At 64.2% G+C, this 16439-nt stretch carries 17 protein-coding genes; 11 read left to right on the top strand and 6 right to left on the bottom strand.

The annotated features are described in order from the left end of the window. Positions 1-42: 42 nt before the first annotated feature. The gene (locus tag RD110_RS07255; RefSeq protein WP_076204551.1) at positions 43-1266 is read right to left on the bottom strand and encodes a pyridoxal phosphate-dependent aminotransferase; all 1224 of its coding nucleotides are present in this window, start codon (positions 1264-1266) and stop codon (positions 43-45) included. A 146-nt stretch (positions 1267-1412) separates the two neighbouring features. On the opposite strand from RD110_RS07255, the gene RD110_RS07250 reads away from it, so the two are divergent. The 4 genes from RD110_RS07250 (at position 1413) to RD110_RS07235 (ending at position 4695) form a co-directional block, all read left to right on the top strand. After that, positions 1413-1790, top strand: a complete 378-nt coding sequence (locus RD110_RS07250) for an Mth938-like domain-containing protein (RefSeq protein WP_076198073.1) — start codon at positions 1413-1415, stop codon at positions 1788-1790. 198 nt (positions 1791-1988) lie between these two features. Then, entirely contained in the window at positions 1989-2465 is a 477-nt protein-coding gene (locus tag RD110_RS07245; RefSeq protein WP_076198071.1) for a peroxiredoxin, read from the top strand. Between the two features lie 188 nt (positions 2466-2653). Next, a complete protein-coding gene (locus RD110_RS07240) occupies positions 2654-4369 on the top strand; it encodes a PhoH family protein (RefSeq protein ID WP_076198069.1) in 1716 nt (571 codons plus the stop codon). Between the two features lie 26 nt (positions 4370-4395). Next, positions 4396-4695: an antibiotic biosynthesis monooxygenase family protein gene (locus tag RD110_RS07235; RefSeq protein WP_076198067.1), complete on the top strand. Its 300-nt coding sequence runs from the start codon at positions 4396-4398 to the stop codon at positions 4693-4695. 64 nt (positions 4696-4759) lie between these two features. On the opposite strand, the gene RD110_RS07230 is transcribed toward RD110_RS07235, so the two are convergent. Continuing rightward, complete coding sequence (locus tag RD110_RS07230) at positions 4760-5416, bottom strand: YiaD family glycine zipper/OmpA-like lipoprotein (RefSeq protein ID WP_076198057.1); 657 nt, start codon at positions 5414-5416, stop codon at positions 4760-4762. A 285-nt stretch (positions 5417-5701) separates the two neighbouring features. On the opposite strand from RD110_RS07230, the gene RD110_RS07225 reads away from it, so the two are divergent. Then, a complete protein-coding gene (locus tag RD110_RS07225) occupies positions 5702-6205 on the top strand; it encodes a pyridoxamine 5'-phosphate oxidase family protein (RefSeq protein WP_076198055.1) in 504 nt (167 codons plus the stop codon). A 77-nt stretch (positions 6206-6282) separates the two neighbouring features. Here the strand turns inward: RD110_RS07225 and RD110_RS07220 are convergent, their stop codons facing one another. The 4 genes from RD110_RS07220 to RD110_RS07205 are packed head-to-tail and all read right to left on the bottom strand — an operon-like array spanning position 6283 to position 11551. Further along, complete coding sequence (locus RD110_RS07220; protein ID WP_076198053.1) at positions 6283-8868, bottom strand: bifunctional aconitate hydratase 2/2-methylisocitrate dehydratase; 2586 nt, start codon at positions 8866-8868, stop codon at positions 6283-6285. 57 nt (positions 8869-8925) lie between these two features. After that, positions 8926-9531 (bottom strand): hypothetical protein, encoded by a 606-nt coding sequence (locus tag RD110_RS07215; protein ID WP_076198051.1) that lies wholly within the window; start codon positions 9529-9531, stop codon positions 8926-8928. Then, positions 9528-10556 carry an HpcH/HpaI aldolase/citrate lyase family protein gene (locus RD110_RS07210; protein WP_076198049.1) on the bottom strand — a complete coding sequence of 343 codons (1029 nt, stop codon included), beginning with the start codon at positions 10554-10556 and terminating at the stop codon, positions 9528-9530. The genes RD110_RS07215 and RD110_RS07210 overlap by 4 nt, the downstream gene beginning before the upstream one ends. 8 nt (positions 10557-10564) lie before the next feature. Next, entirely contained in the window at positions 10565-11551 is a 987-nt protein-coding gene (locus RD110_RS07205; RefSeq protein WP_076198047.1) for a malate dehydrogenase, read from the bottom strand. Positions 11552-11769: 218 nt separating this feature from the next. On the opposite strand from RD110_RS07205, the gene RD110_RS07200 reads away from it, so the two are divergent. The 6 genes from RD110_RS07200 to RD110_RS07175 all read left to right on the top strand — a co-directional run bounded on the left by RD110_RS07200 (position 11770) and on the right by RD110_RS07175 (position 16429). Next, the gene (locus RD110_RS07200) at positions 11770-12582 is read left to right on the top strand and encodes a GntR family transcriptional regulator (protein WP_083686133.1); all 813 of its coding nucleotides are present in this window, start codon (positions 11770-11772) and stop codon (positions 12580-12582) included. Between the two features lie 126 nt (positions 12583-12708). Beyond that, a complete protein-coding gene (sdhC, locus tag RD110_RS07195) occupies positions 12709-13152 on the top strand; it encodes a succinate dehydrogenase, cytochrome b556 subunit (protein WP_076198045.1) in 444 nt (147 codons plus the stop codon). Between the two features lie 20 nt (positions 13153-13172). Next, entirely contained in the window at positions 13173-13541 is a 369-nt protein-coding gene (gene sdhD / locus RD110_RS07190) for a succinate dehydrogenase, hydrophobic membrane anchor protein (RefSeq protein ID WP_076198043.1), read from the top strand. A gap of 8 nt (positions 13542-13549) precedes the next feature. Then, entirely contained in the window at positions 13550-15358 is a 1809-nt protein-coding gene (gene sdhA, locus RD110_RS07185) for a succinate dehydrogenase flavoprotein subunit (protein ID WP_076198041.1), read from the top strand. Positions 15359-15408: 50 nt separating this feature from the next. Continuing rightward, positions 15409-16113, top strand: coding sequence for a succinate dehydrogenase iron-sulfur subunit (locus RD110_RS07180; protein WP_076198039.1), 705 nt, complete (start codon positions 15409-15411; stop codon positions 16111-16113). A 7-nt stretch (positions 16114-16120) separates the two neighbouring features. Next, on the top strand, positions 16121-16429 hold the full coding sequence (locus RD110_RS07175; RefSeq protein WP_076198037.1) for an FAD assembly factor SdhE: 309 nt from the start codon (positions 16121-16123) through the stop codon (positions 16427-16429). Positions 16430-16439 lie beyond the last annotated feature (10 nt).

Genomic DNA, 16439 nt, shown 5'->3' with positions numbered 1-16439 from the left:
TTCTTGAAGTGAAAAGTGACTGCCGCGCTGATCCGATCAGCGTCAGGCGCTACGTTTACGATAGTGCTCGAGGAACTTGGCGATGCGGCCGATGGCCTCGCGCAGGTCGTCCTCGTGCGGCAGGAACACGATGCGGAAGTGGTCCGGCGTGGCCCAGTTGAAGCCCGTGCCCTGCACCAGCATCACCCGGGTTTCCTGCAGCAGCTCGAGGAAGAATTGCCGGTCGTCCTCGATCGGGTAGACCTTCGGATCGAGCTTCGGGAACATGTACAGCGCCGCTTGTGGCTTGACGCAGCTCACGCCGGGAATCGCGGTGATGAGTTCGTAGGCCAGGTCGCGCTGGCGGCGCAGGCGCCCGCCCGGCGCCACCAGGTCGTTGATGCTCTGGTAGCCGCCAAGCGCGGTCTGGATCGCCCACTGGCCGGGCACGTTGGCGCACAGCCGCATGTTCGAGAGCATGTTCAGGCCCTCGATGTAGTCGCGCGCCGGCTTCTTCTCGCCGGAGACGACCAGCCAGCCGGCGCGGTAGCCGCAGGAGCGGTAGCTCTTGCTCAAGGAATTGAAGGTCAGCGTCAACACGTCATCGCTGAGCGAGGCGATGGCGGTGTGTTTCACGCCGTCGTACAGCACCTTGTCGTAGACCTCGTCGGCGAAGATCACCAGCCCGTGCTGGCGCGCCAGGGCGACGATGCTTTGGAGCAGTTCGTCGGAATACAGCGCGCCGGTCGGGTTGTTCGGGTTGATAACCACGATGCCCTTGGTACGCGGCGTGATCTTGGCGCGGATGTCGTCCAGATCGGGCATCCAGCCGTTCGACTCGTCGCAGATGTAGTGCACCGGCGTGCCGCCGGACAGGCTGACGGCAGCGGTCCACAGCGGATAGTCGGGCGCGGGCAGCAGCAGCTCGTCGCCATCGTTGAGCAGCGCATTGGTGGCCATGACGATGAGCTCGCTCGCACCGTTGCCGAGGTAGATGTCGTCGAGCGTGACGCCGGCGATGCCCTGTTTCTGCGTCTCGTGCATCACCGCCTTGCGCGCCGCGAAGATGCCCTTGCTGTCGGAATAACCGGCCGAATTCGGCAGGTTGCGGATCATGTCCTGCTGGATTTCCTCGGGCGAATCGAAGCCGAACACCGCCAGGTTGCCGATGTTGAGCTTGATGATCTTCTGGCCCTCTTCCTCCATCTGGCGGGCGGCGTCCATGATGGGGCCGCGGATGTCGTAACAGACGCTGGCCAGCTTGGCTGATTTTTGAATGGTCTTCATGTGTCCCACGATCAAGCGCGCGTTGTGTGCCATGCCCCCGTCAGCGGCATCTGCATTGGCGAAACCTATAATTGGACCACATTTCTGCGGGCCTTCCAGGCGGTGCAGCCCTCTACCGACGAGCCCGACCAAGCACTGCCTGCGCCATGAAACTCCAACCCGACAAATTCGACGTCCAGGCCATCACGGGCTACGGCCCGGGCTGGGTCGCCCTGCAGAACGAGCGCATCGCGCACAGCGTGATCCTCGGCTCGCGCGGCGAACGGGTGGACTGGCACTGCCCGTCGTTCGAAGACCTGACGCCCGGGCATTTCGAGATCCTGGCCGGGCTCAAACCCGAACTGGTGATCTTCGGCAGCGGCGACCGCATCCGCTTTCCGCAGCCGGCATGGCTGCAGGCACTGATCGCCCAACGCCTCGGCCTGGAGACCATGGACACGCGCGCAGCCTGCCGCACCTACAACATCCTGGCACAGGAAGGCCGCCACGTGGTTGTGGCTTTGCTGCTCGAGCCGGTGGCCTGAGCGGGTTTTCAGAGTAAAATCGCGGGTTGCAGTTCGAAGAAGCCAGAAGGCCTGTACCGCTGAAGGGGCGTGCCGGCGTTTGCGGGTGGCCTCGACGAAGATGGAGTGTAGGCCAAGCTTACCTCGCCTTGCGTCAGGTAGCTCCAGCCACTTCCAACTTTCAACGACCACATCCTGTCAAAAGAGATTCAAAGCTATATGGCGATCGTTGTCAATAAACCCATCCCCGAATTTGAAGCCAACGCCACTGGCGGAATCAAGGTCTCGAATACTTCCCATCTCGGCAAAGTCGTCGTCCTGTATTTTTACCCCAAAGACAATACGCCAGGCTGCACCACCGAAGCCATGCAGTTCCGCGACAAGCACAAGGAATTCGTGAAGGCGGGTGCCACCGTGTTCGGCGTCTCGCGCGACAACATGAAGTCGCACGACGAATTCAAGACCAAGCTCGAGCTGCCGTTCGAACTCATCGCCGACACCGAAGAGAAGATGTGCCACATGTTCGGCGTGGTCAAGAACAAGATCATGTACGGCAAGAAGGTCAAGGGCATCGAGCGCAGCACCTTCCTGATCGGCGCCGATGGCCTGCTCAAGAACGAATGGCGCGGACTGAAGGTGCCGGGCCACGTGGACGACGTGCTGCAGGCCGTGAAGGACCTCAAGAAGGCCGTCTGAGCGGCGGCGAAAGCGCTGGCTGGCGCATCGACCCGATGGCCGGCATGGTGTCGTCGGGGTCATGCATAATGAATCCATGCAGTTAGAGTTTTCGACCTTGCGTTCCCTCTGAAAAGCCGCCCAGGCCTCCTGGTCGGCTTTTTTGTTTTTCGATTGTTCAACGATCTTTTTTGCGAGCCCCACGCCACATGCCATTGCCTCCCGCCCCTACCAAGCGCGCCGCGTCCCTGGCCCGCGAAGACTACGACGCACCGGTTCGCACGGCCAGCAAACCCGGCCGCAGCAAAAAGACCCGCGTCGACGATGCGGCGCAGGATGAAAAACCGGTCGCCCGGCTGTTGCCGGCCGAGCAGATCGAAACGCGCGCACCGGTGCTGGCCAAGGAACCGCCCGCGCCCGCCGAAGTCGTCACCGCCCGCGCCGTCACGCCGGCCAACGACGACGCGGCCAGCCGCGACCGCGGTGCCCTGCTGCGCGAGCCCGCGCCCAAACGCAAGGCCGCGCCGAAGCCGGCGGGCCCGGCCAAGCTGTTCGTGCTCGACACCAATGTGCTGATGCACGACCCGATGTGCCTGTTCCGCTTCGAGGAACACGACATCTTCCTGCCGATGATCGTGCTGGAAGAACTCGACAGCCACAAGAAGGGCATGACCGAGGTCGCACGCAACGCCCGCCAGACCAGCCGCACGCTGGACGCACTGGCCGCGGCGAAGGAACAGGACATCGCCACCGGCCTGCCGCTGGACGCCACCGGCCACCGCGAAGCCCAGGGCAAGCTGTTCTTCCAGACGCAGGTGCTCGACTACAAGCTGCCGATCAGCCTGCCGCAGGGCAAGGCGGACAACCAGATCCTCGGCGTGGTGGAAGCCCTGCGCCAGCAGCATGCGCCGCGCGAGGTGGTGCTGGTGTCGAAGGACATCAACATGCGCGTCAAGGCGCGCGCGCTCGGCCTGGGCGCCGAGGACTACCAGAACGACAAGGCGCTCGAGGACGGTGAATTCCTGTACTCGGGTGCCCTCGCCCTTCCGCCCGATTTCTGGAGCAAGAACGGCAAGACGGTGGAGAGCTGGCAGCAGGGCCTGCACACCTTCTACCGCATCACCGGCCCGATCGTGCCCGAACTCCTGATCAACCAGTTCGTCTACTTCGAGGCGCCAGGCGAGCCCAGCCTGTACGCGCGCGTCACCGAAATCCGCGCCAAGACCGCGGTGCTCAAGACGCTCAAGGACTACAACCACCTGAAGCATGCGGTGTGGGGCGTGACCACGCGCAACCGCGAGCAGAACTTCGCCATGAACCTGCTGCTCGACCCCGAGGTCGACTTCGTCACGCTGACCGGCAATGCCGGCACCGGCAAGACCTTGATGGCGCTCGCCTCCGGCCTGACGCAGGTGCTCGACGACCGCCGCTACACCGAGATCATCATGACGCGCGCCACCGTGAGTGTGGGCGAGGACATCGGCTTCCTGCCCGGCACCGAAGAGGAAAAGATGGGTCCGTGGATGGGCGCGCTCGACGACAACCTCGAAGTCCTGGCCAAGACCGAGACCAGCGCCGGCGAATGGGGCCGCGCGGCCACCAACGAGCTGATCCGTTCGCGCATCAAGATCAAGAGCATGAACTTCATGCGCGGGCGTACCTTCCTCAACAAGTACGTCATCATCGACGAGGCACAGAACCTGACGCCCAAGCAGATGAAGACGCTGATCACGCGCGCGGGGCCAGGCACCAAGATCGTCTGCATGGGCAACCTGCAGCAGATCGATACGCCCTACCTGACCGAGGGCTCGTCCGGCCTCACGTTCGCGGTCGACAAGTTCAAGGGCTGGCCGCACAGCGGTCACATCACCCTGGCGCGCGGTGAACGTTCACGCCTGGCCGATTTCGCCAGTGAAGTGCTTTGAATGGAATTGATCGAGGAGACGAACCCATGATTCTGGAAATCGCGGACATCCGCATCAAGCCGGGCCAGCAGGCCGCATTCGACGAAGCAATCCAGCGCGCGCTGTCGACCGTGATGGGCAAGGTGAAGGGCGCGCTGTCGTATTCGGTGCACAAGGGCGTGGAATCGCCGGAGCGCTACGTCCTGCAGATCGCCTGGACCTCCATCGAGGCCCACAACGTCGGTTTTCGCGAATCTCCTGCCTTCGGCGAATGGCGGGCCATCATCGGGCCCTTCTTCGCGAGCCCGCCGGTGGTGGAGCATTTCGACTTGCTGGTCAAGTCCTGAACCCGCCTACCAGTCAAAAGGGCCCGCATCTGCGGGCCCTTTTTTCATGCATGAGGAAGAGAGGTCAGCGTTGTGACACCGCACGCTCCGCCAGGTAGATCTCGACCCGGCGGTTGCGCGCACGACCGGCTTCGGTGCTGTTGTCGGCGATCGGCTCGCGCGAACCCACACCGTTGACGGCGATGCGGGTGTAGTCCACGCCGCGCGAGGCCAGGTAGTCGCGCGCGCTCACGGCGCGGTTCATCGACAGCGGGTTGTTGATCGCGTCGCTGCCGGTGCTGTCGGTATGGCCGATGATGCGCACCTCGGTGTTGGGCTGGTCGCGCAGGCCGTTGGCGAACTGATCGAGGATGGGCCGCAGGTTCGGCTTGATGTCGGCGCGCCCCGTATCGAACGAGATGTCGCTCGGAATGTTGAGCTTGAGCTGGTTGTCCTGCGTCTGCACCACGTCGACGCCGGTGCCGGCGGTGGCGCGTTCCATCGCCACCTTCTTGTCCTGCATGTGCTTGGACCAGATGTAGCCGCCCAATGCACCGACACCCGCGCCGATGGCCGCGCCGGTACGGTTGCCGCCGATCAGCGCACCCGCCACGGCGCCGCCGGCCGCGCCGATGCCCGCACCCTTCTGCGTCTCGCTCATGTTGGCACAGCCGCTGAGCAGCACCGCGGCGCCGGCAACGGCCAGCAATGAAGTACGCGCCTTGTTGGAAAAGTTGACCATGAGGACTCTCCTTGTAGTGATGTGGATCATGCGCCATTGGAACGCAAGCGCATCGCCCTGTTCCTTCACGCAGGTCATACAACGCGACAAAAGGTAAACGGACGACGCATGACCGACGGAGATACCCACAGTTACACGCGGCCTTGGCCGACATGCGGCGTGCGAGGCGCTGCCCTGGCTGTCGGCATCGGCTGACAGCTGCTGGGGCCCTGCGCCGATGCGTGCGCCACAACCTCCCCCCTAGAGTGATTGCTCAACCAATCAACACAAACCCAAGGAGATGCCATGAGCGCCACCACATCCGACCACGACAAGCTTTTCGACCTGATCAAGGACACCCGTTTCGGCATGCTGACGCACCGCCATGACGACGGCCAGCTGCACAGCCATCCGCTGACCACGCAGAACAAGAAGGCCGACGAAGCCGCGACGCTGTATTTCTTCGTGCCGAAGAACGGCGACATCGTGCGCCACGTGGCAACGGACCCGAGTGTGAACGTGGCCTACGCTAATACGGACGCGGACAGCTATGTCTCGGTGTCCGGCCAGGCCAGTGTGCTGGAAGACCAGGCCAAGAAGGAAGAACTTTTCAACCCCATGGCCAAGGCCTGGTTTCCGGCGGGCCCGACCGACCCGAATCTGGCGCTGCTGGCCGTGCGGATCCTCGAAGCGGAATACTGGGACGTCGATGACAGCAAGATGGTGCAGTTGTTCAAGATGGCCAAGGCCGCCGTCACCGGCGAGCCGCCGCAGAATCTCGGCGAACACAAGAAGCTCAACATCGCCTGACGGCTTGAGCCAACACCCCTTGCGCCAATGAAAAAGCCCCGCGGCCGCGGGGCTTTTTGCTGTGGAAGGCCTGAAGATCAGGCAGCCACGCCGTCGGCGACCGACTTGTATTCCTCGAGCTTGTCGAAGTTCAGGTACTGGTAGATCTGGCCGCTGGACGCATCAAGCACGCCCACGCTGGCCATGTACTCTTCCCTGGTCGGGATGCGGCCCAGGCGCGAGCAGATCGCGGCCAGTTCGGCGCTGCCGAGGTAGACGAAGGTGTTCTTGCCCAGCCGGTTCGGGAAGTTGCGGGTGGAGGTCGACATCACCGTCGCGCCTTCGCGCACCTGCGCCTGGTTGCCCATGCACAGCGAGCAGCCCGGCATCTCGGTACGGGCACCGGCGTTGCCGAACACGCCGTAATGGCCTTCTTCGGTGAGCTGGTGCGCATCCATCTTGGTCGGCGGCGCGATCCACAGCTTGACCGGGATGTCGCGCTTGCCTTCGAGCAGCTTGGAGGCCGCGCGGAAGTGGCCGATGTTGGTCATGCACGAACCGATGAAGACCTCGTCGATCTTGGCGCCGGCCACGTCGGACAGCGTCTTCACGTCGTCCGGGTCGTTCGGGCAGGCCACGATCGGCTCGTGGATGTCGGCCAGGTCGATCTCGATCACGGCCGCGTATTCGGCGTCGGCGTCACCCTTGAGCAGTTGCGGGTCCTTGAGCCAGGCTTCCTGCGCGGCGATGCGGCGCTGCAGCGTGCGCGCATCGGCGTAGCCTTCGGCGATCATCCACTTCATCAGCGTGATGTTGCTGTTGATGTATTCGATGATCGGCTCCTTGTTCAGGTGCACCGTGCAGCCGGCGGCCGAGCGTTCGGCCGAAGCGTCGCTCAATTCGAAGGCCTGTTCGACCTTCAGGTCCGGCAGGCCTTCGATTTCCAGGATGCGGCCCGAGAAGATGTTCTTCTTGCCCTGCTTGGCCACCGTCAGCAAGCCGTCCTTGATGGCGTACAGCGGGATCGCGTTGACCAGGTCGCGCAGCGTGACGCCGGGCTGCATCTTGCCCTTGAAGCGCACCAGCACGGATTCAGGCATGTCCAGCGGCATCACGCCGGTGGCGGCCGCGAAGGCCACCAGGCCGGAGCCCGCGGGGAAGCTGATGCCGATCGGGAAGCGCGTGTGGCTGTCGCCGCCGGTGCCCACGGTGTCGGGCGTGAGCAGGCGGTTGAGCCAGCTGTGGATCACGCCGTCGCCAGGGCGCAGCGAAACGCCGCCGCGGTTGGCCATGAAGTCGGGCAACTCGTGGTGCATCTTCACGTCCACCTTCTTCGGGTAGGCCGCGGTGTGGCAGAAGGACTGCATCACCAGGTCGGCGCTGAAGCCGAGGCAGGCCAGGTCCTTGAGTTCGTCGCGGGTCATCGGGCCGGTGGTGTCCTGCGAACCGACCGAAGTCATCTTGGGTTCGCAGTAGGTGCCTGGGCGCACACCCTGGCCTTCGGGCAGGCCGCAGGCGCGGCCGACCATCTTCTGCGCGAGCGAGAAGCCCTTCTTGGTGTCCACCGGGCTGGTGGGCAGGCGGAACAGCGTCGACACGGGCAGGCCGAGTGCCTCGCGCGCCTTGGCCGTGAGGCCGCGGCCGATGATCAGCGGAATGCGGCCACCGGCGCGCACTTCGTCGAACAGCACGTCGCTCTTGACCTGGAACTCGGCGATGACCTTGCCGTCTTTCAGGGCCTTGCCGTCGTAGGGGCGCAGTTCGACCACGTCGCCCATCTCCATCTGGCTCACGTCGAGCTCGATCGGCAGCGCGCCCGAGTCTTCCATGGTGTTGTAGAAGATCGGCGCGATCTTGCCGCCGAGGCAGACGCCGCCGAAACGCTTGTTCGGCACGAAGGGGATGTCTTCGCCGGTGAACCACAGCACCGAGTTGGTGGCGCTCTTGCGGCTGGAACCGGTGCCGACCACGTCGCCGGCGTAGGCCACCAGATGGCCGCGCGCGCGCAGGTCTTCGATGAACTTCACCGGGCCGCGCTTGCCGTCCTCCTCGGGCACGATGCCGGGGCGCGCATTCTTGTGCATCGCCAGCGCGTGCATCGGGATGTCGGGACGCGTCGTCGCGTCGGGCGCGGGGGACAGGTCATCGGTGTTGATCTCGCCGGCCACCTTGAAGATGCTGACGGTGATGCTTTGCGGCACTTCCGGACGGCTGGTGAACCATTCGGCATCGGCCCAGCTCTGCAGCACGCTCTTGGCATTGGCGTTGCCGTTGTCGGCCTTTTCCTTGACGTCGTGGAACTGGTCGAACATCAGCAGGGTTTTCTTCAGGCCTTCGGCGGCGACGGTGCCGACTTCGGCGTCGTCGAGCAGATCGACCAGCGGGCTGATGTTGTAGCCGCCGAGCATGGTGCCCAGCAGTTCGGTGGCGCGTGCGCGCGAGAGGTACTGGCTCTTTTCCGTGCCATGGGCGACAGCGGCCAGGTAGCTCGCCTTGACCTTGGCCGCATCGTCCACGCCCGCGGGCACGCGGTGCGTCAGCAACTCCAGCAGGAAGGCGCCATCCTTGGCGTCGGCCGTCTTCAGCAGCTCGATGGCCTCCGAAGTCTGCTTGGCGGTCAGCGGCAGGGGTGGAATGCCGAGCGCGGCGCGTTCGGCGACATGGGCGAGATAGGCTTGCAACATGGTTTTCTCCGGTTCAAAAATCGTGGGGCGGGCGGGGCGGATGGAGGGACTCTGGAATTACTTGTTGGCCGGCGGCACGGCGTCGAGGACGCTCGGCGGCGGGTTCTTGCGGATCGCCTCGGCCACGACGACCTGGGACGGGCTCATGCATTCATCGGCCAGGCGCTGGCCGAGCTTGTGGTTCATCAGCATGGATTTGTTGGCCAGTTGCAGCCAGACCGCGCCGGCCTTCTGGTCCTCGAGCCGGATGGCACCGGTGGTCGTGGCCACGGGGGACATGCGGTACTTGAGGTTCTTCATCGTCATGTCGAAGTAGCCCGGATTCTTGGGATCGGCCACCACGGTGACCGAGTTGCCGAGTTCGCAGGGCATGGTGCCGACCTCGATGCGCTGGGCGATCGCCAGCTCGGCCGGCGTGAGGGCCGCTTCGGCGGCTTCGATGCCGGCAGCGACGTTCTTGGCGGCGCTCTTGAGTTCGACGCGGCTCTTCGAAGGAGGCTCCTTCTTGGCCACGACCTTCTTCGGCTGGGCCTTGGCTTTTGGCTCGGCCTTCGCAGCGGCTTTGGTGGCAGGGGTGGTCTTCTTGGCCGGTGCATCGGCTTGCGCCAGCGCCAAGCCCGGCAGGAGGGCGCTCAAGGCGAGGGTCAGGAAAATGGCTTTCATGGGATGGACGTCGTTGGGGTTGATGGGGAGGAAACAGGCCGGACGGCCTGGAAATAGGACTGCATTTCGGGCGGCAGAGCGCGCCCCGTCTGGTGGGCACGCTCGAGCACCTGCCAGAAATAGCGGTAGCTGGCGCGGTCGTGCAATTGGGCTCCGAAAGAGATCGGCGCCCAGTTCGCCTCGACGGCGGCAGCGATGATGCTTGAAGCGGCTTCGATCTCGGCTTCGGCAGGTGCGAAGGCGGCAAGGATGGGCCGGATCTGGTTGGGGTGGATGCTCCACATGCGGGTGAAGCCGAATTCGCGCGCCGCGCGCGTGGCCGCGGCCTGCATGGCGGCGGTATCGTTGAATTCGGTGACCACGCAGTGCGACGGCACCTTGCCGTGGGCGTGGCAGGCCGAGGCGATCTCGAGTTTGGCGCGCACGACCAGCGGATGCACGAACTGCCCCTTGGCACCCATGGCGTCGGAAGGAATCGCGCCGCCGTGCGCCGAGACGAAATCCATGAGCCCGAAGCTCAGCGACTGCACGCGCGGCTGCGCGGCGATCTCGAAGGCGCGGTGTACCGCGGCCGGCGACTCTATCAAAACTTGTAGCGGCAGATGCCCGGCGGATGCGCGCTGCAGGGCTTTTTCGGCCTGAATCACGTCGCGCACCGACTCGACCTTGGGCAGCATGATGTGCGTCAGCCGATGGCCCGCCTGGCCCGCGATGGTGGCGATGTCGGCCTCGAACGAAGGGTGGTCGACAGGATGGACCCGCACGCCGACGCGGGCGTTGTCGGCCGCGGCCAGCGCCAGCGCAACCACCAGCGCGGCATGCTCGGGCTCGCCGCCGACGGGCGCGCCGTCCTCGCAGTCCAGCGTCACGTCGAAGACGCAGGCGCCGAACTCCTCGGTCATTTCAGCCTGCAGCTGCAGGCTCTTGCGCATGCGCGCCTCCACGCCGCTGTAGTGGTCGCAGACCGGCAGAAAACCGCTGCCAGCCTGGGCCCCGAGCAGAACTTGGCGTGGATGTGGACGCATCGAACCGCTTAGAGCAGGTGCGCCACGCCGGCTTGTTCGTCGGTCAGCTCTTTCAGGGTCTTGTCGATGCGTTCCTGGCTGAAAGCGTCGATCTCGAGGCCTTCGACGACCTTGTATTCGCCGTTTTCACAGGTGACGGGGAAGCCGAACATCACGTCCTTCGGAATGCCGTACTGGCCGTCCGACGGGATGCCCATGGTGACCCACTTGCCATTGGTGCCCAGCGCCCAGTCGCGCATGTGGTCGATGGCGGCGTTGGCGGCCGATGCGGCGGAGGACAGGCCACGCGCCTCGATGATGGCCGCGCCGCGCTTGCCCACCGTCGGCAGGAAGGTGTTGGCGTTCCATTCCTGGTCGTTGATCATCTTGGCGACGGACTCGCCCTTGATGGTGGCGAAACGGTAGTCGGCGTACATCGTGGGCGAGTGGTTGCCCCAGACGGTGAGCTTCTCGATGTCGGCCACCGGCTTGCCGGTCTTGGCGGCGATCTGGCTCGCGGCACGGTTGTGGTCCAGGCGCAGCATGGCGGTGAAGTTCTTGCGTGGCAGGTCGGGTGCGCTCTTCATGGCGATGTAGGCGTTGGTGTTGGCGGGGTTGCCGACCACCAGCACCTTGACGTTGCGGCTGGCGACGGCGTTCAGCGCCTTGCCTTGCGCGGTGAAGATGGCGCCGTTGACGGCCAACAGCTCAGCGCGTTCCATACCCGGGCCACGGGGGCGCGAGCCGACCAGCAGCGCGTAGTCCACGTCCTTGAACGCCGTCATCGGGTCGCTGTGGGCTTCCATGCCCACCAGCAGCGGGAAGGCGCAGTCGTCGAGCTCCATCATCACGCCCTTGAGCGCCTTCTGCGGACCTTCGACAGGCACTTCCAGCAGTTGCAGGATGACGGGCTGGTCCTTGCCGAGCATTTCGCCGGAAGCGATGCGAAACAGCAGTGCGTAGCCGATTTGACCTGCGGCGCCGGTAACGGCCACGCGAACGGGTTTTTTGCTCATGGGGAAAAGCTCCAGATGTGTTGAGGAAGAAGGCTTTGGCGCCGCACCGCCAACTGGTGAGAAGCGGCGAAGAAGCGCCACGCGAACAGCCCTGGAGTTTACTCTCGAAAATCCGGTAGCGTCAATTTGTCTTATGTCTTATATAAGATATGATTCCGGTCGATTCAAGCGCGCAATTCAACCAGCCTCACGATCGATCCGAATCCCCCAACGCTGCGATGGCCCAGACCCCTTCCACCTCCGCCGAAGCCAGCTCCGTGGCAACCGAAAGCAGCCCGTCGCCGGCTTTGTCCACGCCGGCATTCAGCCCGCTGTACCAGCAGATCAAGGGCCTGATCCTGCAGAGCCTGCAGGCTGGCGAGTGGAAGCCCGGTGAATCGATCCCGAGCGAGATGGAGCTGGCCGCGCGCTACCGCGTGAGCCAGGGCACGGTGCGCAAGGCCATCGACGAACTCGCCGCCGAAAACCTGCTGCTAAGGCGCCAGGGCAAGGGCACGTTCGTTGCCACGCACGCCGAGCAACAAGTGCGTTACAGGTTTTTGAAACTCATGCCCGACCACGGCAGCGTCGACACGGAAGGCCCGGCACAGCGCCATATCGTCGACGGCAAGCGCCTGCGCGCCAATGCCGACGTGGCCCGGCTGCTCGGCCTGCGCACGGGCGATGCCGTGCTGCAGGTACGCCGGGTGCTGTCGTTCTCCTCGAACGGCGTGTTCGTGCCGACCATCCTGGAGGATCTGTGGTTGCCCGGCGTCCCGTTCAAGGGCCTCACGGCCGAGCGCCTGGCCGACGACCGCGGGCCGATGTACGCGATGTTCGAGGCCGAGTTCGGCATCCGCATGGTGCGGGCCGAGGAGAAGATCCGCGCGGTGATGCCCGACGCGGAACAGGCCGCCCTGCTGAAGCTTCCCCCGCAGACGCCGCTGCTCAGCGTGGAGCGCATCGCCTACACCTACAACGACGTGCCGATGGAGCTGCGCCGCGGGCTCTACAGCACGGCCACGCACCACTACCGCAACGAGCTCAGCTGAGCGCTGAGTTGACCGTTGCCGAAGGATTTGAAGCGGACTTTTCTCACACCATGCTGCATTGCAATAGAATTTTGAGTTGTTTGCAATGACGAATTACAAAGCAGTTACATCCACGAAAGCGCATCCATGACAGAGCTCGCCTCATCACCACGGCCCAAGCGGCCCGAATTCAGAAACATTAATGCCCTCAAGGATCTGCCCTCCTACCGCCTGCCGCCAGCAGGCTGGGTCTCGATCCTGCATCGCATCAGCGGCTTCATCATGTTTCTGCTGATGCCGTTCATCATCTGGATGTTCGACACCTCTGTCTCAAGTGAATTCTCTTTCGCCAAATTCAAGTCCGTGTTCAACGTCGGTGCCGGCTTCGTGCCCGGCTGGTTCTTCAAGCTGGTGGCGCTGGCGCTGATCTGGGCCTACCTGCACCACTTCATCGCCGGCCTGCGCCATCTGTGGATGGACGTGAACCACGCGGTGAGCAAGGAATTCGGCCGCTCCTCGGCCATCTTCACGCTTGCGCTCAGCCTGGGCCTGACCTTCGTGCTGATGCTGAAACTGTTCGGCGCTTACTGAAACCTCGGAGCAAAACAAAAATGTCTGTCAACTACGGCTCCAAGCGCCTCGTCGTCGGCGCGCACTACGGTCTGCGCGACTGGCTCGCCCAACGTGTCACCGCCGGCCTCATGGCCATCTTCACCGTGCTGGTGCTGGCCCAGCTGCTGCTCACCAAGGGACCGATCGGCTACGACCTGTGGGCCGGCATCTTCGCCGCCCAATGGATGAAGGTGCTGACCTTCTCCGTGATCCTGGCCCTGCTCTATCACGTCTGGGTGGGCATGCGCGACATCTGGATGGACTACGTGACGTCCATCATCTGGCTCCGGCTTTCGCTCCAGATTTTCACCATCGTCTGGCTGGTCGGCTGCGCCGGCTGGGCCATCCAAGTCCTCTGGAGAGTTTGAAAGTAGCCATGTCCTACACCAAAGCCAACATCACCAAGCGCAAGTTCGACGTCGTCATCATCGGCGCCGGCGGCTCCGGCATGCGCGCCGCCCTCGAACTGTCCCGCGCCGGCCTCAACGTGGCCTCGCTGTCCAAAGTGTTTCCCACCCGCAGCCACACCGTGGCCGCGCAAGGCGGCGTCTCCGCCTCGCTGGGCAACATGTCCGAAGACAACTGGCACTACCACTTCTACGACACCATCAAGGGCTCCGACTGGCTCGGCGACCAGGACGCGATCGAATTCATGTGCCGCGAAGCCCCGAAGGTGGTCTATGAACTGGAACACTTCGGCATGCCGTTCGACCGCAACCCCGACGGCACGATCTACCAGCGCCCGTTCGGCGGCCACACCGCCAACTACGGCGAGAAACCCGTGCAGCGCGCCTGCGCCGCGGCAGACCGCACCGGCCACGCCATGCTGCACACGCTGTACCAGCAGAACGTCAAGGCCAAGACCAACTTCTTCGTCGAATGGATGGCGTTGGACCTGATCCGCGACGCCGACGGCGACGTGGTCGGCGTGACCGCTCTCGAGATGGAAACCGGCGACCTGCACATCCTGCAGGCCAAGACCGTGCTGCTGGCCACCGGTGGTGCCGGCCGCATCTTCGGCGCATCGACCAACGCCTTCATCAACACCGGCGACGGCCTGGGCATGGCGGCACGCTCGGGCATCGCGCTGCAGGACATGGAGTTCTGGCAGTTCCACCCCACCGGCGTCGCCGGCGCCGGCGTGCTGCTGACCGAAGGCTGCCGCGGCGAAGGCGCGATCCTGCGCAACGCCGATGGCGAACGCTTCATGGAGCGTTATGCGCCCACGCTGAAGGATCTGGCACCGCGCGACTTCGTCTCGCGTTGCATGGACCAGGAAATCAAGGAAGGCCGCGGCTGCGGTCCGAACAAGGACTACATCGTCCTGGACATGACCCACCTGGGCGTGGAGACCATCGCCAAGCGCCTGCCCAGCGTGCTGGAGATCGGCCACAACTTCGCCAACGTCGACATCACCAAGGAGCCGATCCCGGTGGTGCCCACGATCCATTACCAGATGGGCGGCATCCCGACCAACATCAACGGCCAGGTCATCACCCAGAAGGACGGTATCGACAACGCCGTCGTCAACGGCCTCTACGCCGTGGGCGAGTGCGCCTGCGTGAGCGTGCACGGCGCGAACCGCCTGGGCACGAACTCGCTGCTCGACCTGCTGGTGTTCGGCAAGGCCGCCGGCCGCCACATCGTCGAATTCAACAACCGCAACAAGGAGCACAAGCCTCTGCCGGCGGATGCGGCCGACAAGACCCTGGCGCGCCTGAACCAGTTGGACAGCTCGACCGACGGCACGTATTCGCAGGACATCGCCGGCGACATCCGCGCCGCGATGCAACTGCACGCCGGCGTGTTCCGCACCCAGGCCAGCATGGACGAAGGCGTGAAGAAGATCGCCGAGATCCGCAGCCGCGTGGCCAGCGTCACGCTGAAGGACAAGTCCAAGGTGTTCAACACCGCGCGCATCGAGGCGCTCGAGGTCGACAACCTGATCGAAGTGGCGCAGGCCACGATGGTCTCGGCCGCGGCGCGCCGCGAATGCCGTGGCGCCCACACGGTGTACGACTACGAACACCCGGCCGACCATGCGGAATTCCCGCTCGGCCGCAACGACAAGGAGTGGATGAAGCACACGCTGTGGTACAGCGAGGGGAACCGGCTGGCCTACAAGCCGGTCAACCTCAAGCCGCTCACGGTGGACAGCGTGCCGCCGAAGGTCCGTACCTTCTGATCGCGCAACGCTGCGCGAACCTCAGCCACTGAGCCCACGAGAACACAACCATGACGAAACGCACCTTCCAGATCTACCGCTACGACCCGGACACCGACGCCAAGCCGTACATGCAGACCATCGAGATCGAACTCGACGGCCATGAACGCATGCTGCTCGACGCCCTGGTCAAGCTGAAGAAACAGGACCCCACGCTGTCGTTCCGCCGCTCCTGCCGCGAAGGCGTGTGCGGCTCCGACGCGATGAACATCAATGGCAAGAACGGCCTGGCCTGCCTGACCAACATGAACACGCTGCCCGGCGTGGTGGTGCTGAAGCCGCTGCCCGGCCTGCCGGTCATCCGCGACCTGATCGTGGACATGACCCAGTTCTTCAAGCAGTACAACTCGATCAAGCCGTACCTGATCAGCGACACGCCGGCCCCCGAGCGCGAGCGGCTGCAAAGCCCCGAGGAGCGCGAGGAGCTCAACGGCCTGTACGAATGCATCCTGTGCGCGAGCTGCTCCACGAGCTGCCCGAGCTTCTGGTGGAACCCCGACAAGTTCGTCGGCCCGGCCGGTCTGCTGCAGGCCTACCGCTTCATCGCCGACAGCCGCGACGACGCCACCGCCGAGCGCCTGGACAACCTGGAAGATCCGTACCGCCTGTTCCGCTGCCACACCATCATGAATTGCGTCGACGTCTGCCCCAAGGGCCTGAACCCGACCAAGGCGATCGGCAAGATCAAGGAGATGATGGTTTTGCGCACCATCTGAGGCACACGTGAGCCAACGCCCGGAATCCAAGGCCGCCACCGGCGCCGAAAAACTCGACGAACGGGGGCTGAGCAAGCTGCGCTGGCGCTGCCGAAGGGGCCTGCTCGAAAACGACCTGTTCATCGGCCGGTTTTTCGAACGCCATGCGCACGAACTCACTGTCACCCAGGCGCAAGCTCTGGGTGATCTAATGGATTTGAGCGACCACGACCTGCTCGACCTGCACCTCGCAAGAAGGACGCTAGCCGAGGTGAGCAAGGATCTGGACCGGGAAGATGTACGAGAAGTGTTGAGTCTATTGAGAGTAAACCGCTGAAAGGGCGAAC

It is taken from the genome of Rhodoferax koreense, assembly GCF_001955695.1.
GTDB classification, from domain to species: Bacteria; Pseudomonadota; Gammaproteobacteria; order Burkholderiales; family Burkholderiaceae_C; genus Rhodoferax_B; species Rhodoferax_B koreensis.
Note: the sequence above shows the minus strand (reverse complement) of the source record. Positions and strands in the feature narration are given on the sequence as shown.